This is a genomic window from Streptomyces sp. So13.3 (assembly GCF_005860785.2).
In the GTDB taxonomy this organism is placed as follows: domain Bacteria; phylum Actinomycetota; class Actinomycetes; order Streptomycetales; family Streptomycetaceae; genus Actinacidiphila; species Actinacidiphila fildesensis.
Genome location: NZ_CP048835.1, coordinates 1102988 through 1120426 on the forward strand (window position 1 = coordinate 1102988; position 17439 = coordinate 1120426).

19 protein-coding genes are annotated in these 17439 nt (G+C 71.7%); 9 read left to right on the plus strand and 10 right to left on the minus strand.

What is annotated here, in order from left to right:
- Positions 1–25 precede the first annotated feature (25 nt).
- Positions 26–652: an NAD(P)H-dependent oxidoreductase gene (locus C8250_RS05200; RefSeq protein WP_138351367.1), complete on the minus strand. Its 627-nt coding sequence runs from the start codon at positions 650–652 to the stop codon at positions 26–28.
- 146 nt (positions 653–798) lie between these two features.
- On the opposite strand from C8250_RS05200, the gene C8250_RS05205 reads away from it, so the two are divergent.
- Positions 799–1653 carry a helix-turn-helix transcriptional regulator gene (locus C8250_RS05205; RefSeq protein ID WP_138351366.1) on the plus strand — a complete coding sequence of 285 codons (855 nt, stop codon included), beginning with the start codon at positions 799–801 and terminating at the stop codon, positions 1651–1653.
- 47 nt (positions 1654–1700) lie between these two features.
- Here the strand turns inward: C8250_RS05205 and C8250_RS05210 are convergent, their stop codons facing one another.
- Positions 1701–2093, minus strand: a complete 393-nt coding sequence (locus C8250_RS05210; protein WP_138351365.1) for a signal peptidase I — start codon at positions 2091–2093, stop codon at positions 1701–1703.
- Positions 2094–2227: 134 nt separating this feature from the next.
- Here C8250_RS05210 and C8250_RS05215 point away from each other — a divergent pair, with 134 nt between their 5' ends.
- Both C8250_RS05215 and C8250_RS05220 read left to right on the plus strand, forming a co-directional pair.
- Positions 2228–2773 (plus strand): DUF4232 domain-containing protein, encoded by a 546-nt coding sequence (locus C8250_RS05215; protein WP_138351364.1) that lies wholly within the window; start codon positions 2228–2230, stop codon positions 2771–2773.
- Positions 2774–2848: 75 nt separating this feature from the next.
- Positions 2849–3067, plus strand: coding sequence for a hypothetical protein (locus C8250_RS05220; RefSeq protein ID WP_138351363.1), 219 nt, complete (start codon positions 2849–2851; stop codon positions 3065–3067).
- Positions 3068–3412: 345 nt separating this feature from the next.
- On the opposite strand, the gene C8250_RS05225 is transcribed toward C8250_RS05220, so the two are convergent.
- Positions 3413–4840, minus strand: a complete 1428-nt coding sequence (locus C8250_RS05225; RefSeq protein ID WP_138351362.1) for a HAMP domain-containing sensor histidine kinase — start codon at positions 4838–4840, stop codon at positions 3413–3415.
- Complete coding sequence (locus tag C8250_RS05230; protein WP_138351361.1) at positions 4837–5553, minus strand: response regulator transcription factor; 717 nt, start codon at positions 5551–5553, stop codon at positions 4837–4839. Before C8250_RS05230 ends, C8250_RS05225 begins: the two co-directional genes overlap by 4 nt.
- A gap of 35 nt (positions 5554–5588) precedes the next feature.
- Between C8250_RS05230 and C8250_RS43355 the strand changes: the two genes are divergently transcribed.
- The 3 genes from C8250_RS43355 to C8250_RS05245 all read left to right on the plus strand — a co-directional run bounded on the left by C8250_RS43355 (position 5589) and on the right by C8250_RS05245 (position 7174).
- Entirely contained in the window at positions 5589–6137 is a 549-nt protein-coding gene (locus tag C8250_RS43355; RefSeq protein WP_232486087.1) for a hypothetical protein, read from the plus strand.
- Between the two features lie 239 nt (positions 6138–6376).
- A complete protein-coding gene (locus tag C8250_RS05240) occupies positions 6377–6622 on the plus strand; it encodes a hypothetical protein (RefSeq protein WP_187144736.1) in 246 nt (81 codons plus the stop codon).
- 138 nt (positions 6623–6760) lie between these two features.
- Positions 6761–7174 (plus strand): CAP domain-containing protein, encoded by a 414-nt coding sequence (locus C8250_RS05245; protein ID WP_187144737.1) that lies wholly within the window; start codon positions 6761–6763, stop codon positions 7172–7174.
- A gap of 417 nt (positions 7175–7591) precedes the next feature.
- Here C8250_RS05245 and C8250_RS05250 read toward each other — a convergent pair whose 3' ends face one another.
- The 4 genes from C8250_RS05250 to clpX form a co-directional block, all read right to left on the minus strand.
- Positions 7592–9508: a HAMP domain-containing sensor histidine kinase gene (locus tag C8250_RS05250; protein WP_138359087.1), complete on the minus strand. Its 1917-nt coding sequence runs from the start codon at positions 9506–9508 to the stop codon at positions 7592–7594.
- Positions 9498–10196 (minus strand): response regulator transcription factor, encoded by a 699-nt coding sequence (locus tag C8250_RS05255; protein ID WP_138359089.1) that lies wholly within the window; start codon positions 10194–10196, stop codon positions 9498–9500. Before C8250_RS05255 ends, C8250_RS05250 begins: the two co-directional genes overlap by 11 nt.
- A gap of 117 nt (positions 10197–10313) precedes the next feature.
- Positions 10314–11039: a class I SAM-dependent methyltransferase gene (locus tag C8250_RS05260; RefSeq protein ID WP_138359091.1), complete on the minus strand. Its 726-nt coding sequence runs from the start codon at positions 11037–11039 to the stop codon at positions 10314–10316.
- Positions 11040–11090: 51 nt separating this feature from the next.
- Positions 11091–12395 carry an ATP-dependent Clp protease ATP-binding subunit ClpX gene (gene clpX, locus C8250_RS05265; RefSeq protein WP_138359093.1) on the minus strand — a complete coding sequence of 435 codons (1305 nt, stop codon included), beginning with the start codon at positions 12393–12395 and terminating at the stop codon, positions 11091–11093.
- A gap of 173 nt (positions 12396–12568) precedes the next feature.
- Between clpX and C8250_RS05270 the strand changes: the two genes are divergently transcribed.
- A complete protein-coding gene (locus tag C8250_RS05270; RefSeq protein WP_138359095.1) occupies positions 12569–13681 on the plus strand; it encodes a TetR/AcrR family transcriptional regulator in 1113 nt (370 codons plus the stop codon).
- Between the two features lie 102 nt (positions 13682–13783).
- Here C8250_RS05270 and C8250_RS05275 read toward each other — a convergent pair whose 3' ends face one another.
- Complete coding sequence (locus C8250_RS05275; protein WP_138359097.1) at positions 13784–14215, minus strand: protein phosphatase; 432 nt, start codon at positions 14213–14215, stop codon at positions 13784–13786.
- Between the two features lie 130 nt (positions 14216–14345).
- On the opposite strand from C8250_RS05275, the gene C8250_RS05280 reads away from it, so the two are divergent.
- On the plus strand, positions 14346–14903 hold the full coding sequence (locus C8250_RS05280; RefSeq protein ID WP_138359099.1) for a dihydrofolate reductase family protein: 558 nt from the start codon (positions 14346–14348) through the stop codon (positions 14901–14903).
- A 51-nt stretch (positions 14904–14954) separates the two neighbouring features.
- Here C8250_RS05280 and C8250_RS05285 read toward each other — a convergent pair whose 3' ends face one another.
- Positions 14955–16517: an MFS transporter gene (locus C8250_RS05285; protein ID WP_138359101.1), complete on the minus strand. Its 1563-nt coding sequence runs from the start codon at positions 16515–16517 to the stop codon at positions 14955–14957.
- Positions 16518–16626: 109 nt separating this feature from the next.
- Between C8250_RS05285 and C8250_RS05290 the strand changes: the two genes are divergently transcribed.
- On the plus strand, positions 16627–17325 hold the full coding sequence (locus C8250_RS05290) for a TetR/AcrR family transcriptional regulator (protein ID WP_164292727.1): 699 nt from the start codon (positions 16627–16629) through the stop codon (positions 17323–17325).
- The last annotated feature ends 114 nt before the right edge of the window (positions 17326–17439 follow it).

Genomic DNA, 17439 nt, shown 5'->3' on the forward strand with positions numbered 1-17439 from the left:
GCCGGACCGGGGCGCCGCGCGGGACTCAGGCCGCGGCGGGGTACGGCCGGTCGCGCCGGGCGTCGTGCAGGACCGATCCCCACCACAACAGCTGGTCCAGCAGCACCTTCGCGGCGGCGTCGGGTCCCTCGGGCTCCAGCAGGGTGCCGTCCGGGCCGAAGAGCAGGTAGTAGCGGGGGAAGGAGACGTAGTCGCGGACCGTGTGAGCCTGCAGTTCGTTGAACACCTGCCGCAGCTGCTCGATGGCCAGCAGGCCGCCGCTCCCGCCGCTGTAGCCCACGAACCCGATCGGCTTGGCCTGCCACTGGGTGTAGTGCCAGTCGATCGCGGCCTTCAGCGAAGCCGGGAAACTGCGGTTGTAGTCGGGGGTCACCACGACGATCGCGTCGGCCTCCCCGAGCCGACGGGTGAGCTCCGCCATCTCGGCGGGCCGCGGGAGGGCCGGCTCCATCGCCGGTGGCACGGGCGGCAGTTCGAGCGGCAGCGGCGTATCGGCGAGATCGATGAGATCCACCTTGAACCGGCCGTGGAGCGCGGCTTGTTCGAAGAACCAGTTCGCCACCACGGGGCCGAACCGGCCTTCCCTGACGCTGCCGATGAGCACTGCGAGGTTGAGGGTCTGCTGGGTCCGGGTGTCGGTCGGTGCGGACATGTCGGTGCTCCCTGTCGTACGTCGTGAGGTGACCGAGCGGGTCACGGCTCCCAACCTGCCCGGCCGGCGGCCGGGCAGGAAGGCCGGGCCGAGGCTGGTAGCGACAGGGCCACGATCCCGGCGGCCGCGCCTGTTACGTTCGACGGGTGAGCGACAACGAGTTGGGCCTGTTCCTGCGCGTCCGCCGCGAGGGCGTCGCGCCCGGCGAAGTGGGGCTGCCCACCGGACCGCGCCGCCGCACCCCGGGGCTGCGCCGCTCCGAACTGGCGATGCTCGCGGGCGTCAGCGTCGAGTACGTGACCCGGCTCGAGCAGGGGCGCGACCGGCGGCCGTCCCCGCCGGTGCTCTCCGCGCTGGCCGACGCGCTCCGGCTGACCGCGAACGAACGCATCCACCTGTACCGGCTCACCAAGGGTGCCGAGGCCGGCTTCACCTGCCTGGCCGGTGCGCCGCCCGCCCGTACCGTGCGTCCTTCCGTGCAGGCACTGCTCGACCGTCTGGAGCCCGCTCCCGCCGTGCTGCTCAACCGGCTGAGCGACATCCTCGCCTGGACCTCGGGGTACGAGCGGCTGACCGGGCCCCTCGGCCTGCTGGACGGGGCTCCCCCGAACCTGGCCCGCTTCGTCTTCGCCGACGACCGGGCACGTACCGCGTATCCCGACTGGGAGCTCGTCGCCGACCAGCAGGTGGCCGCCCTCAAACAGGGTCCGTTCCGGGCGGACCCGCATGTCGCCGCGCTCGCCGACGAACTGACCGTCACCGCGGGGACCGTCTTCAGCGATCGTGTGGAGAGCCTGCCGGGCCTCCCGCGGTCCAACGGCGTCGAACGGCTGGTCCACCCCGAAGCGGGCGAACTGCGCCTGGCCTACGAGACACTCGACCTGGCCGCCGACGACGCCCAGCGCCTTGTCGTCCACCTCCCGGCGGACGACGCCACCTCCGCCGCCCTCGACCGCCTCACCGGCCGCCGGCCGGGCGCACTGCGCGCGGTCTCCGGCTGAGAACCGACCGAGGACCGACCGGAGTCAGGGTCGGCAACCTGCTGCCGTCAGCCGGACACCCGGGCGGAGTCGCTCTCCTCCATCACCTTGTAACCGGCGACCGAGGGCCAGCGGACGGTCAGCACGACGGACTCCTCCTCCGCGTACCAGGAGTGGTCGACGCCCCGGCCCCACACCACGTAGTCACCCTGCTCGGCGAGGAGCACACTCCGCCCGGGAAGCTCCACCCGGAACCGGCCCTTGATGAGGACCAGCAGAGCGGTACGTTCCTCCGCGGTGACCCAGACCGCCCGCTCGTCACCCGGCGGGTGGATGCCCCACTTGATCTCGACGTCCTCGCTGTGCCGGGGATCGGACCCGTCCTTGAAGTGACCGAGCAACCAGCCCTTGTCCAGTGCGGCGTCGACGCCCGCATTGCCCACATACACGCTGTCGTTCATGATTCCCGACGGTAGCAGCCGGCCGTTTCCGGCGCGGAAGCGGCCCTTGCGGGGGTTTACGCCGAACCGGTCGATGTCCCCGGTGATCGGCCTGACGGAGCGTAGCGGGGCGACGGCGGGGATAGGGAAGTGTCATGCGCACTCTGACGACACTCGCCCTCACATCCGCTCTTGTCCTCACCGCGGCCCCGGCCGCACTCGCCGGATCCGCCACGCCCGCCTCGCCCGCCGGACCCGCCGCACCCGCCGCACCCGAGAAGGTGCGTGCGTGCGCACCGGGGGACCTCTCCTTCACCGTCCATATGCTGCCGCCGATCGCGAGTGCGGTGGCGCTCGTGAGCGTGCAGAACCGGAGCGCGAGCAGATGCACCGTCAACCGCTTCCCGACGGTGACGTTCGGCGGCCTCGACGGTGAGGCCCGCACCGTCCCGGATTCGGCCGACGGCCCACGGGTCATCGCCGCACGCCGGAGCCAGTTCGCGGCGGTCAGGACCGACGACCGCAGCGCCCCGGCCCGGTACGCCCCGACCCTCACGGTGGCCGCCGACCCCGCGCACAGCGGGCTCACCTTCACGGCCGCCGGGATCGGCGCCCCGACTCCGGGCATCGCGGTCTACGACCCGGTCACCACCCTGTGGCACAACACCCGGGACGAAGCGCTGGCGGCCCTCGGGAACTGATGCGGCCGGCCCGCCGGTGACGATCCGGTTGCGGTGCCGGAGGTCGCGTTTCCGGTCCCCGGGCGAGTCGTTTGCGTGGGTATGCAGCACATGGAGAAGGAGGACCGGACGCCGCTCGTCGTCCGGTGGCTCAGCGCATACGGACCGGACGGCGCGGCGGACGAGGGCCTGTGGGGCGGGCGGCGCCACGAACCCCTGCCGCGGGTGGATCCGGCCGGGCGGGCGCGCGGGGCGATGGTCGGCTTCGCGGTCGTCACGGTCGCGGCGGCAGTGGCGTCGGTGCTCATCGGCTGAGCACCGACGCGGCCGTCCGCCGGAAGGGCGTCCGGTTGCTCCCGCATTGGCATTCCCGGCCGGCACACAGCGCACAATTTCAGAAATCGCATTGCCGGTCTTGCAAATGGCTTAAAGAAAACTTAAGGCCACTCCACATAAACCCGTGCAACGTCTTCGACACCGATCTGCGCTTCCTGGCGCACAACCGCGCGGAAAGACCATCTGGGCCGAGCAGCCGTTCCCCGCCGGCCCGTAGACCAGGACGCGACGACCCGACCCCGACGGGCGGACCCTGATGGGCGGACCCGGTCGGGGAGGCGGGCGGGCCCTGTCAGGGAACGGGCACGCCTTGTCGCGGAAACGTCATGACGCGGTCCACCAGCGTGTCCGGGAGCCCCTGGAGGCGGCGGTACGACGGCGGCGCTTGCTGCGGCCGCCGCTGCCCTGGGCCGCGGCGAGTCCGAAGGTCACCTCGATGTGTGCGCCGCCCAGCCCGCCCCGGGAGATGTCCACCGCTCCGCGCGTCACGGCGGCGGCCCGGTGGGCGATGTCCAGTCCGAGGCCGGTGGAGACCGTACTGACCCCGCGGGCCACGGCACCGCCCGGATCCGGGATGCCGGGACCGGCGTCCTCGACCACGAGCGTCACACTCTGCGCACCACGCTCCAGGCGCACCGCGAACGCGGTGCCCGGCGCCGTGTGCCGGAACACATTGCCGACCAGGGCGTCGAAGACGGCCGCGAGGTCGTCCTCGGGCAGGTCGATCAGTGCCTCTTCAAGGGTGATGTCCACATGGAACGGCCGGTGTTGCTGCTCGGCCAGAACGGCCCAGAAGGCGGCTTTGCGGCGGATCACCGCGGCTGCCGCGCAGCCCTCCGCGGGCGGACCCGAGGCGGGTGTCCGGCCAGGGGTGGCGGCCCCCGAGAGCGGTCGCAGGCCCCATCCCATCGGTCCCACGGCGAGTGGTGTGCGGGCGGCGGTGATGATCGAGTGCAGTTCGGCGTCGAGGTGGTGGATCGCGGCGGCGATCCGTTCCGCGTCGGCGGTCGGCCCCATGCGGTCGGCGGTGAGGCGCAGTGCGGTCAGCGGTGTCCGCAGCCGGTGGGAGAGGTCCGCGACGAGTTCACGTTCGACGGCGAGCAGCTCCAGCATGCGATCGGCCATGGCGTTGAAGGCCAGCCCCGCCTCGTACAACTCGGGCGGTCCCATCGGGTCCACCCGGACGTTGAGGTCGCCGCGGCCCAGGGCGTGGGTGGCGCGGGACAGCTGGTGCGAGGAGCGCACCACGCGGGCGGCGAGCCGGTCCGCGACGAGGGTGGAGCCGGCCACCAGGGCCACCGCGAGCAGCGTGATGGCCCCCCAGGAGGCGGCCACCCCCCGGTTGAGCCGGTCCGAGGGGACGAACTCCTCGATCACCGCAACCCGCCCGGGACCCAGGACGACCGGCTGGAGGTAGACCCAGCCGCCCGGCCGGTTCTGGGCGATCGCCTCGCCGTCACGGGCGGCTCGCTGGAGCAGGGCGGCGGGCGCGTGCGTCGGTCCGACGACCTGTCCGGCCGGCAGGTGGACGCTCAGGTCCTCGCCAGGGGCCAGCACGGAGATGGCCTGGCGCAGGTCGGGGATGTCGTCGGTCAGGGCCAGCACCGGGGCGAGCGCGGCGGCCTGCTGTTCGGCGGCGGTGATCGCCTGGTTGCGGGCCTCCGAGCGCACCAGCAGGGCGAGGGGTATCAGGAAGGACAGGGCCACCATGGAAGTGACCGCCAGCGCCACCCCTGCCAGGGCGCGTCTCACGGTGGCGTCACCAGCTTGATGCCGACACCACGCACCGTGTGCAGGTACCGCGGACGTATCGCCCGTTCACCGAGTTTGCGGCGCAGTGCGGACAGATGCACATCGATCGTCGCATCGTCGACATAGGACTCGCGCCACACCTCGGTGAGGATCTTGCGCTTGGAGACGACGCAGCCGGCGTTGCCGGCCAGGTAGGCGAGAAGATCGAACTCACGCCGGGTGAGATGCAGTTCCCGGCCGCCGAGATGCGCGGTGCGGGCCATGGCGTCCACCCGCAGCTCACCGACCACCATCGGGCCCTGCGTCGCGGTCGGGCCTTCGTGCAGACCTCCGGGGACCGAGGCGACGGCCCGGCCGACGCGTCGCAGGACCGCGGTCAGCCGGGCGGTCAACTGTCCGCTGGAGAAGGGCTTGACGAGATAGTCGTCGGCGCCCGCGTTCAGCAGCCGGACGATCTCGGCGTCGTCGTCCCGGGCGGTGACCACGAGCACCGGTACCTGGGAGATGCCACGGATCATGCGCAGCGCGTCACTTCCGTCCAGATCCGGCAGTCCCAGGTCCAGGATGACGGCGTCGAGGGGCCCTTGAGTCACCTCTCTCAGTCCGCTGAATCCATCGGCGGCACTGCGCACCACATGGCCGTCACCGGTCAGGATCTCGATCAGTGCCGCGCGTATGGCGGGGTCGTCTTCCACGACAAGGACGCTGGCCATGCGGCACACCGTAACGGATCAGCCATGATGGTGCCGTGCCCCGTCCGCTGCGCTACCTCATGATCTGGCTGTGCTGCACGGCTCTGACCGTGACCGCCGCCTTCCTGGCCGTGCGCTTTGTGGTGCATTCGACCGCTCCGCTACCGCCGACCGCGCATGCGCTGCCGACGGTCTTCAGCACGCCGTCCCCCACACCCGGCCTGCTCATTCCCGCCACTTCGGCGCCGAGCACCCCGCTCACTCCCACCCCGCGCAAGACCCCGACGGTGACGCCGTCCACCAAGCCGCCCACCACGCGGCCTCCGACGACCGCTCCGGTGAACGGGCGCAACACGTCGAACACCTGCAAGGGCGGCGTGGGGGTGCACAGCATGCAGTCGGTGGGCGGCCGGGTGACGTTCAACATGGGCGCCGACGCGATCTGCCTGGTCTCCGCGGTGCCGTCGCCGGGCTTCACCACGAGCACGGACCAGGACGCACCGGACACCCTGACCGTGACCTTCTCCAGTGCGAACCACCGTTCGGAGACCACGGGGACCATCCACCCGCAGCCACAGGCGGTCACCCGCGAAGTCTCCTGGTAACCGCGGACGGTTGCTTCGAGGCGGCTCCGGCCGCCCGGAACCGAGCGGAACCTGTGGGCAACCTTAGGAGAATCTAAGGTTCCCGTCGCGGTGTGTGACACCGGCCGGAAAGCGCCTAGGTTCGGTCTCGCCCGGTCACTCAGCAGCACCCCTCGACCGGTCGTGACACATCCCGGCGCGGGGCATCCCCCTGTGCTCCGCGCCGGCCCCCGCCTCCGATCCCCCGAGGTCTTCCACACATGAGCTCGCACCGCCGCGCCGATCTGCCCAGCGCCCCCTCGCCGCAGCACCGCGCACCGCGGCAGCCCCGACTGCGCAAAGCCGTCATGGGCGCGGCCGTGATCGCCGCACTGGGCGGCGGGACGGCCTTCGCCTGCATAGGCGGCGGCTCCGGCCACGCCCCAGGACAGCCCACCGCTGCGACCCCCACCGCAGCGGTGGGCACACACGCCGCAAAGCCACTTTCCGGCCCACGTCTCCCGTGACGCACCCCGCCCGGCCGACCGCGAAGCCGACCCCCCACGCCCTCGCGTCACACCACCCCGCCCCGGCCGGCGCCGACCCCGACGAAGCCCGCCCCCACCACGTCCGCCCCGTCGACCCCACCGGTCTCCGGCGACGCGGTGCAGCAGGTGCTGGCCAAGGTCAACCAGGCCAGGGCCGCCCAGGGACTGCCCGCGTACACCCTTCTCGAAGGGCTGAACCGCAGTGCGGCGGCGCACAACAAGGTGATGTCCGCCGGCTGTGGACTGTCCCACCAGTGCCCCGGCGAGCCCGCGTTCGGCGACCGCGAGCGGGCGCAGGGCGTGCAGTGGATGTCGGCGGGAGAGAACATCGGCGAGGGCGGACCGGTCGCCGACACCCAGCAGGCCATAGCCAAGATGGCACTCGGACTCACGCAGAGCATGCTCGACGAGCGACCGCCGAACGACGGCCACCGCCGCAACATGCTGAGCTCCTCGTTCACCCATATCGGTATCGCGGTATTCCGGGACAGTTCAGGAACTGTCTGGCTCACCCAGGACTTCTCCAACTGAGCTTTCCGCACCATGCTCCGCAATGGGGAAGACGACGTATCGGCGGATATGCGCCGTCGCGCGCACGCCTCCCCGTCGCGGCGGAACCGCACAGCGACCGCTGCCCTGGCAGCGGTCGCTGTCGCGGCTTTCTTGCTCCTGCGAACAATTCGGCAGCCGGCCCTGACAACTTCCTAAAAAGTGTCGGCGAAGCTGACCGGCATGATGAGCGCATGGAAGCGATCGACAGCCACCCGGCCGCAGATGTGGCAGTCCGCCGCACTGGCCACCATCACGTTCTCGGTCCTGTCCGTGGTGACCGGTTGCGTCGGTGGCGAAGCGGGCGGCGTCAGGGAGTCACGGGTGGTCCTGGCACCTGACGCACCCGACGCGGCCGACTCCGCTGCGGCGGCTGACGCGGCCGGCGCCCCCGCCGGTTCAGTGACCGCCGTGACGGTCACGCGAGTGGTCGCGCCCGAAACGGCGGCGTGGGGCGGCGGCGTCGCCCGGTACCCGTCCCGCTGACGCCGGACCATCGGCCGCCGCTTCCATGACGGGGTGCGGTGGCAGTCGCAGCGTGAAGACCGTGGACTCGCCGGGAACGCTGCGCGCGGTCACGGTGCCGCCATGGGCGTGCGCGAGCTGGCGGACGATGGCCAGCCCCAGTCCACTGCCGCCGGTGCGGCGGCTGCGGGACTTCTCCACCCGCCAGAACCGGTCGAAGATGTTGGCCAGGTCCTCCGGCGCGATCCCGGAACCGGTGTCGGTGACATCGATCGTGACCATGCCGTCGGCCCGGTGGGCGTGCAGCGAGACGCTCCCGCCCGACGGGGTGTGGCGCAGCGCGTTGGAGACCAGGTTGCCCAGGGCCTGGCGCAGCCGGACGGGGTCGGCGCTCAGTTGCGGATCCCCCTCCACGGAGGCGGCGATGCTCACCCCGGCGACCTGAGCGTGGGCGCGGTTCGCGTCGGCGACCTGCTGCAGGAGATCACCCAGCCGCACCGGTTCGGGGTGCAGCCGCAGGGTGCCGGCATCGGCGGACGCGAGGTCCTGCAGGTCGTCGATGATGTGCTGCAGGAGCAGCGCCTCGTCGTGGAGGGACGACAGCAGCCGCTGGTCGGGCACGACGATGCCGTCCTTGGCGACCTCCAGCCAGCCGCGGATGTTGGTCAGCGGGGTCCGCAGCTCATGGGCGATGTCACTGACCATCGCCTTGCGCTGGGTCTCGGTGCGTTCCCTGCGCTCTGACAGGTCGTTGAAGGCCGCGGCGAGGAATCCGGTCTCGTCGCTGGTGGTGACCGGGACGCGGGTGTGCCGTTCTATGGGCTCCTGCGCGGCGTTGGTCAGGGCACGCAGCGGCCGGACCAGCCGGGTGGCGATCAGGGCCGTCACGGTGACGGTGAGGAGCAGGACGAGTCCGGTCACGCCGGCGATGCGGGTGGTGTTGGCCCGTGACAGGTCGAAGCGCGGCCGGCCGGCGCCGGCGCCGGTGTCGCTGACGAAGAGCTGCGCGGCCGGGGCGACGAAGGTGCGCAGTTGCTCCCGGCGGCTGGCGTCGATGCAGTCCTGCAGCACCTGGTAGTCCGACGGTACCTTGACGCCCTTGCCCCAGGTGAAGTCGGACGACAGGCTCACATATCCCGCGACGGTGGATCCCTGCCGGGCCAGACAGGCGTTCACCAGGATGTCGAGGCCGCTCAGGGCCCGCTGTTCGGTGGCGGTGGGCCGGCTCAGCCCCGCCAGACCGCAGTCGTCGTAGGCGTAATCGTCGAGCTTCGTCTGGCCGTCGCGGGACACCTGCACGGTGGGCCGGCCGCCGGGGCTGTCGGCCACCTTCCCCACCCACCCCTCGTCGCGCAGGCACGCCAGCACCTTGCCGGCGAACTGCGTCAGCAGCGCGTGCTCGGCGGCGGGCAGCCGGTACGGGCCGACCGCGCGCGGATCGATGCGTGACACCGGCTGCGTTCCGCTCTGCCCCTGGAGCGGGGTGTCGGTCCGCAGGGCGTCGATGACGGCGAAGGCCCGCGGCGGCAGTTCCGGACCCTTCGGCGCGGAGTCGGCGAGCACATGGCGGTCCTGGTCGGTGAGCGCGACGCGGCGGCCCGTCGCCCGGGCCAGCCGGTCGATCGTCGGCTGGACGCCGGCCCATGCCTTGTGCCCGGCGGCGTAGCCGGTCAGCGTGTCGTGGATCATCGCGTCGTCGGACAGGATCTGGCCCTGTTCCTGCTGGATGGCCCGGGTGGTGGTCTGCACCGCGAGCCACGCGGTGGCGACGATCGAGCAGACGGCGATCAGCATCGAGGTGACCAGCAGCCGGGCCAGCAGGCTCTTGCGCAGCGGAACGTTACGGGCCACGGCGGCCTCCGGTCAGTTTGTATCCGACGCCGAACACGGTCACCAGGCGCACCGGCTTGCGCGGATCGATCTCGATCTTCTTGCGCAGGTTGAGGATGTGGACGTCGATGGCGCGCTCGGAGATGGCGCGCTCGTACCCCCGGACGCACTCCAGCAGCTGACCGCGGGTGAAGACCCGGTCCGGTTCGGCGGCCAGCGCCAGCAGGATCTCGAACTCCCCGGGTGTGCAGACCACCGGCTCCCCCGCGCAGCTCACCGCCCGCCGGGCGGGGTCCACCGCCAGGGTGTCGACCCACAGGACACCGTCGGCCGCCACCGGGGGCCGTTGGACGCGCCGCAGCAGGGCGTGGATGCGGGCCATCAGCTCGCGCGGGCTGTAGGGCTTGGTCATGTAGTCGTCCGCGCCCAGCTCCAGGCCGAGCAGCAGATCGTCCTCATGGGAGCGGGCGGTGAGCATCAGCACCGGCAGATCGCTGCCGGGCCGCAGGATTCTGCACACGCCCAGGCCGTCGATCTCCGGCAGCATCCAGTCCAGGACGAGCAGGTCGGGCCGGCTGCGCAGCACCTCGTCGACGGCGGACCGGCCGTCGTGGACGACGGTCGCGGTGTGACCGTGCGCCTCCACGCACCGGCGTACCAGCTCCGCCTGCATTTCGTCGTCTTCCGCGACCAGAATATGTGCGCACACCCCTGGGATGTTAAGCGCACTGGTGTTCGCCGATGCCGCGGTGAGATGTATGCCGCACCCTGACACTTTCCTCATATCCCGCTGCGATGATTCGCCGTCCGGAATTGAGGCAGTCCCTCAGCTACGCCGGGCCACCACCAGCCGGCAGTGCGGGCTGCCGTCCGGGCGGCGGCCGAACTCCTCCAGCGGGAGCAGTTCCACGGTGAACCCGGCCCCGACCAGATCGTCCCGCACTCCCCGCAGCGGGAAGGTCCGGTAGTACATGACGAACGGCGGACGCCACAGCGCGTTGCGCACCCGCATGACCGCGTCGAATCCGTACAGCGCCCAGTACAGCGGGGAACGGACCGGCAGCGGAGCGCCGAGGGGGAAGGCGAACACCCCGCCGGACCGCAACGAGCGGTGCACCTCGGCGAACAGACCCGGCCGCTCGGCGGGCAGGAAGTGTCCGAACGCGCCGAAACTCACGGCCAGATCGAACGCCGCTGTGAACGGCAGCGCCCGCGCATCCGCCCGTACCCAGTCCACCGCGGGCTTGCCCTCCACCGGGACGGCCTGCCCGGCGGCGGCCAGCATCCCGGCGCTGAAGTCGACCCCGGTGACCCGCTCCTCGCACAGTTCCCGCAGCACCCCGACCCCGGCGCCCGTACCGCAGCAGACGTCGAGCCCCGTCCCGAACGGCCCGAGCGGGCGCAGTGCGCCGGTCACCGCGTCCAGGAAGGGCTCGGGTGTGCGGAAGGGGGTGTGGTCGAACTTCGGCGCCAGCAGGTCGTAGCCGCGCTCGATCGACGAGAGCGCCTGCACGGTCAGTTCGCGGAGCGTGGGTCCTTCGGAGGTGAACACCGCCCCCAGCGTAGTCAGCCGCGCTCCCCCGGGCCCGGAGCGCGGGCGGGCTCAGGCGGTCCGTTCGCCGGGTTCCGGGGCGGGGCCGGGGTAGTCGCGCGGGATCAGGGTCGGGTTGACGTTGTCGAGCACCGTGTCGCGGTCGACGACGACGCGGGCCACATCGCTCCGGCTCGGCACCTCGTACATCACGTTGAGCAGGACCTCTTCGAGGATCGAGCGGGCCGCCCGGGCGCCGGTGCGGCGCAGCAGGGCCTGCTCCGCGACGGCGGCGACGGCGTCCTCGGTGAACTCCAGCTCGACGCCGTCGAGCTCGAAGAGCTTCTGGTACTGCTTGATGAGCGCGTTGCGGGGCTCGGTCAGGATCCGGGTCAGCGCCGCCACGTCCAGCGGCTGGACGGTCGACACCATGGGCAGCCGGCCGACGATCTCCGGGATGAGCCCGAACTGCACCAGGTCCGCGGGCATGACGTCGGCGAAGGCGTCCTCGTTCCGCTTCCGCCGCTCCTCCGTGCTGCGCACCTCGGCGCCGAATCCGATGCCCGAACGGCTGGCGCGCTGCTCGATGATCCGCTCCAGGCCGGCGAACGCGCCACCGACGATGAACAGCACGTTGCTCGTGTCGAACGCGATGAACTCCTGGCGCGGCTGCTTGCGGCCACCCTGCGGCGGCACGCTCGCGGTGGTGCCCTCCAGCAGCTTCAGCAGCGCCTGCTGGACGCCCTCGCCGGAGACGTCCCGGGTGATCGACGGCCCGTCGCTCTTTCGGGCGATCTTGTCGATCTCATCGATGTAGATGATGCCGCGCTCGGCCTTCCGGACGTCGTGGTCGGCGGCCTGGATCAGCTTGAGCAGGATGTTCTCGACGTCCTCCCCGACGTAGCCGGCCTCGGTGAGGGCGGTGGCGTCCGCGATCGCGAACGGGACGTCGAGCATCCGGGCCAGCGTCTGGACGAGGTACGTCTTGCCGCAGCCGGTCGGGCCCATCAGCAGGATGTTGGACTTGCCGAGTTCGACGGTCTCGTCCTTCGCACCGCGCTTCCCGCTCCCGCCGGTCTGCGGACGGACCCGCTTGTAGTGGTTGTAGACCGCCACCGACAGCACCTTCTTGGCGCTCTCCTGCCCGATGACGTAGCCGTCGAGGAAGGCGTGGATCTCGCGCGGTGTCGGAAGTTCGAGCGAGCCGGCCTCGGGGGGCCCGCCGGTCTCCTCCACGATGAGTTCATTGCAGAGCTCGACGCACTCGTCGCAGATGCAGATGTCGGCCGGTCCCGCGATGAGCTTGCCGACCTGCTTCTGGCTCTTCCCGCAGAACGTACATTTCAGCAGGTCACCGCCGTCACCGATGCGTGCCACGCGGAAGTGTCTCCTCAAACGGTTGTGCCGGTCGAACGGCCCTGGAGGCAAGGACTCGGGAGTCGGGACGGCCACTCGAATGCTGTGACCATATGACGCCACCATTTGAATGGTCAAGGTATCTTGAGCCGCGACGGACGCAACGCGGAAGCGCGAAGGCAAGAGTGAGGGCGATGGGCCGGCCCAGCAGGGTGGAGCTGCAGGAGCGCAACCGCGCCAAGGTACTGACCGCGGCCCGGGACGAGTTCGCCGAGCACGGTTTCCGGGACGCCAAGGTGGACCGGATCGCCGGGCGCGCCGGTCTGACCCGTGGCGCCGTCTACTCCAACTTCCCCAGCAAACGCGCGCTGTACTTCTCGGTCCTGGCGGCCCTCGCCGAGCGCACCCCCGGACCGCCGCACCCCGAGCCCGGGCACACCGCCCCCGAGGCGCTCGGCACGCTCGCCCGCGCCTGGGTCGCACGCCTCCCGCTCGCGGACACCGACGAGCCGCACGGCCCGGCCCGGCTCGGGATGTACGTGATGCCCGAGATCCTCGCCGAGGAGCGCATCCGGCGGCCGTTCGCCCAGCTGATGAAGCTGGACGCGCTGCTGCTCGGGCTGGCGCTGGAGGGCCTCCGGCCGCCCGGAGCGCCGGACGGCAGTCTGGTGCGGGTCGCGGAAGCCGTGCTGACGACCCTGCACGGCGCCGGCCAGATGGCCGCGGCCGCGCCCGGATTCGTCGAACCGTTCAACGTCGTCAGTGCCTGCGCGCAACTGGCGGGCCTCGACCTCAACGGCTGGTGGCCGCCGCCGCACGTGATCACCCAGGCGTGGCCGACCGACGAGCCGTGGTCCCCGCCGCCCACGCTCGACGCGGTGCACGGCGGACCCGCCCGGCTCACGGACGACGGCGTGGTCGCGATCCTGGGGCTGCACCGGCTCGAGGCGGTGGAGGAGGCGGTACGGGCGGCGCCGCCCGGAGCGACGGTCACGGCCGTCCTGGTCACCGGGGACCCCGACGAACTGGCACCGCTGGCGCGGCTGGCCGTCGCGGACCTCTGCGGCTGTCTGCGCCAGGCGTTCCCGCCGTCGGCCTGGCCGCGCCTCCAGGTGGTCTTCGACGAGTCGGGCGCCCTCGCCGCGGCGGCCGGCGTGCCCGCCGTCAGTGACGGAACCGAGGTCGCCGTCCGCATCCGGGCGAGCCGGATCACGGCCCGCGCCGACGGCCGCGGCGCCTGCCACGCGACCGCGTCGGCCCCCGATCCCCGACTACCTTCGGCGCAGACGAAAGAGGACGCGGAATGACCGCCGAACGCATCGGCCCGCCCGCCGCAGGAGGGCGTCGACGGGACCGTCGGGCGTGAGGGCGCGGGCGGAACCGACTCCGGGGCAGTGCCCTCAACGGCGTCAGGGAGCGAAGCGGCGCACATAGCGGCGTTGCCAGGGCGTTTCCACGGCGTGGGCGTCGTAGTGGCGGCGGACGTAGGCGACGGCCTCGCCGGGCGGGACTCCGTCGAGGACGGCGAGGCACGCCAGGGCCGTTCCGGTGCGTCCCCGGCCGCCGCCGCAGGCGAGTTCGACGCGTTCGCCGCCGGCCCGGGCCAGCGCCTCGGCGAGGACGGACCGGGCCTCCGCGTCGTCGCCGGGCAGCCGGAAGTCCGGCCAGCGCAGCCAGCGCGCTTCCCACGGCACTTCGGGCGGCCGCTTGCCGAGCAGATGGACCGCGAAGTCGGGTACCGGTCCGGCCGGCAGCGGCCGGCGCAGGGCACGGCCGCGCACCAGGCGCCCGGAGGGCAGCCGGAGAACGCCGGCGTCGGTGGTGCTCCAGGCGTTCGTCACACGCTCACCGTAGTCATCGGTCCGCGCCGGGTGCCGAGATTTTCCTTGAGGTGGCGATGAGTTCGGATCTTCGCCGGCGTCTACCCCCATCAGACGCACCGCACGGAGCGACAACGGAGGAAGTACCACCATGCGAAAGATCATCAACGCCACCTATGTGACCCTCGACGGCGACATGTCGAACATGCAGGACTGGCACTTCGACTTCTTCGGCGACGAAGCCACCAAGGCCGCCCAGGCCCAGCTCTTCGGCAGCGACGCGCTGATCATGGGGCGGAAGACCTACGACGGGTTCGCCCCCGCGTGGTCCTCGCGCGCGGGAGCCGATGAGTTCGCCGACCGGATGAACGGCATCCGGAAGCACGTCGTGTCGTCCACGCTGAAGGACCCCAGCTGGGAGAACACCAGCGTGATCAGTGGTGATGTGGTCGCCGAGGTGCGGAAACTCAAGGAGGAGCCGGGCGGGAACATCCTGCAGTACGGCTTCGGCTCCGTGACCCGGTTGCTGCTGGAGAACGGGCTGCTCGACGAGTTCCGGGTGTGGCTCCACCCCGTCCTGTCCGGCAAGGCCACCTCCGAGCAACTGCTGTACCGCGACGCGCTGCAGACCAGGTTCACCCTGAACAGCACCGAGGTGCACAGCACCGGGATGGTCATCCTCAGCTACCTCCCGGTGCGCCCGGCGTAGTGCCCCCGAGGGGGCGGGGGCACCACGACCATGGTCGCTGTCGGCGACTTCCTACGCGCCGAGGGCGGCCCCGGACTGCTCCAGCACCGGTCCGGACACCGGGGACACCGGTTCCGGCCGGGAGCGCAGCAGGAGGAAGACGGCCACGGCGGTGACGGCCATGACCACCGCGCCGCAGCGGACCGCGAGATGGAGGGCGTCCACGAAGGACGCGTCCATCGTGCGGTGCAGTGCCGGGGGCAGGCCCGAGCCGCGGACGAGTCCGCCCGCGCCGTCACCCGTGACCGAGGCGACGATGTCGTGACGTGCCTGCGGCGGGGTGCCGGCGGACTCCAGACGGTGGGTCAGGCCGGAGGCCAGCCGGCTGGTCAGCACCGCGCCCAGGACGGCCACGCCGACGACACCGCCGAGTTCGCGGACGGTGTTGAGCGCCGCGGAGGCCATGCCCGCCGCGGACGGCGCGACGCGGCGCAGTACCGCGATGGAGGCGGGGGCGAAGCTCAAGCCCATGCCGAAGCCCATCAGCGGCAGCACCCAAAGGTACTGCGGGTACCGGGCGCCGGATCCGTACAGGGAGAGCCCCGCGAGGGCCACCGCACACAGCGTCAGACCGGCGACGAGGGGTGGCCGGACCCCGTAGCGCATGGCGAGCCTGCCGGACAGCGGCGACGCGATCATGATCATGGCGGTGCACGGCAGCGCCGCCACCCCTGAGCCGGTGGGCGCCCAGCCCAGCACGTTCTGCAGGTACAGCGGCAGGAAGAACATGACGCCGAACATGCCGAAGCTGACCGTGAACGCGGCCAGCGCCGCCCCGGCCAGCACCCGGTCCGCGAAGAACCGCAGATCCATCATGGGTTCGGCGGCCCGCAGTTCCACGACGCCGAACAGCAGCAGTGCCCCCGCCCCGGCCGCGGCGGCGCCCAGCGTGACCGGGTCGGTCCAGCCGCGGCTGGGACCCTCGACGAGGGCGTAGACGAGTCCGCCCAGTCCGACGGCGGCGAGCAGCTGTCCCGGCAGGTCGAGCCGCGCGGTGCGGGTGAGGTACTCGGGCAGTACGCGGCTGCCCAGGAGCAGTGCGGCCCCGCCGATGGGGACGTTGATCCAGAAGACGCTGGCCCAGCCGAAGGCGTCGACCATCGGGCCGCCGATGACCGGCCCCAGGGCGAGACCGATGGCGGAGATGCCGGACCACAGGCCGATGGCGCGGGTGCGTTCCCGCTCGTCCTCGAAGGTGTGCCGCAGGATCGAGAGGCTGCCCGGGGTGAGCAGCGCGGCGCCCAGTCCCTGTGTCATGCGCGCCGCGATGAGCAGTCCAGTGGTGCCGGAGAGCGCGGCGAACGCCGAGCCGGCGGTGAACAGGGCGAGGCCGGCGAGGTATATCCGCCGCCGCCCGTAGCGGTCGCCGAGGGTGCCACCGGTGAGCAGCAGGGCGGCGAAGACGAGGCTGTAGCCCTCCACGACCCATTGCAGGCCGCTCACCCCGGCATGGAGTTCCTGTCCGATCCGGGGCAGAGCGGTGTTCACCACGACGTTGTCGAGCATGGCCATGAACATCGTGGCGCACAGGGTGGCGAGCACCAGGTACTTGCGTCGGGAGCTGAGCTCCGCCATGGGGTCCCCTAACAGTGTTAGTCGATCTCTAACACCGTTAGATTGCCCCTAACGGTGTTAGATGACAAGTGGATATCCGCGGTACCGGCGGACACGGAGGAGGCGACCGATGAGGACAGACCGCGCGAAGGCGCCCGGCCAGCAGCCGCCGCTGACCCAGGAAGCGCTGGTGGGAGCAGCCCTGCTGGTGCTGGAGCGGGACGGCCTCGACGCCCTGTCCATGCGCAGGGTGGCGGCCGAACTCGGGGTGCAGGCGCCCTCGCTCTACTGGCACGTCCGCAACAAGGAGCAGCTGCTGGACCTGCTGGCCGACGCCCTGGTGGCCGACGCCGTGCCCCCGCCGCGGGTGGGCGACTGGCGCGAGCAGTTGCGCGCGTACTGCCATCTGCACCGCCGGCACCTGCTCGGCAAGCGCGACGCCGCCCGGGTCGTCGCCGGGCGCTTCAACCTCGGCCCGAGCCTCCTCGTCATCCTGGAGGACCAGCTGGACCGGCTCCGGGAGGCCGGATTCCCCGCTGCCGATGCCGCTCTGACCAGCTACCTGCTCGGCAACTACGTGGCGGGTTTCGTGCTCCAGGAGCAGTCCCCCCTCTCGGCCGCCGAGGCCGTCGGGCAGGCCACCCGGACCGAGGTCGTCAACGCCGCCCGCGAGCATCTCCAGCAGCTCCCCGCCGACCGGTTCCCCCATCTGGTGGCCCTCGCCGCGGATCTGTCGGAGCCCGACATGGAAGCCCGTTTCGCCTTCGGACTGGAACGCATCCTCGACGGGCTGGCCACCCTGCTGGAGCCGGAGCCCGGCACGCGGTGACGACGGCGGCCGGCGCCGTACGGTCCACGGGACCGGTTCCCTCGGTCCGGCGGTCCCTGGGTCGGCCGTTCGGCCCAATACGGCGTGTTGCCGGGAGCGGGGCCGCGCGCCCTG

Coding starts and splice junctions, on each gene's coding strand:
- C8250_RS05290 (WP_164292727.1), top strand. CDS start 16,627: ATGAGGACAGACCGCGCGAAGGCGCCCGGCCAGCAGCCGCCGCTGACC.
- C8250_RS05230 (WP_138351361.1), bottom strand. CDS start 5,553: ATGGCCAGCGTCCTTGTCGTGGAAGACGACCCCGCCATACGCGCGGCA.
- C8250_RS05200 (WP_138351367.1), bottom strand. CDS start 652: ATGTCCGCACCGACCGACACCCGGACCCAGCAGACCCTCAACCTCGCA.
- C8250_RS05210 (WP_138351365.1), bottom strand. CDS start 2,093: ATGAACGACAGCGTGTATGTGGGCAATGCGGGCGTCGACGCCGCACTG.
- C8250_RS05215 (WP_138351364.1), top strand. CDS start 2,228: ATGCGCACTCTGACGACACTCGCCCTCACATCCGCTCTTGTCCTCACC.
- C8250_RS05270 (WP_138359095.1), top strand. CDS start 12,569: ATGGGCCGGCCCAGCAGGGTGGAGCTGCAGGAGCGCAACCGCGCCAAG.
- C8250_RS05285 (WP_138359101.1), bottom strand. CDS start 16,517: ATGGCGGAGCTCAGCTCCCGACGCAAGTACCTGGTGCTCGCCACCCTG.
- C8250_RS05240 (WP_187144736.1), top strand. CDS start 6,377: ATGAGCTCGCACCGCCGCGCCGATCTGCCCAGCGCCCCCTCGCCGCAG.
- C8250_RS05280 (WP_138359099.1), top strand. CDS start 14,346: ATGCGAAAGATCATCAACGCCACCTATGTGACCCTCGACGGCGACATG.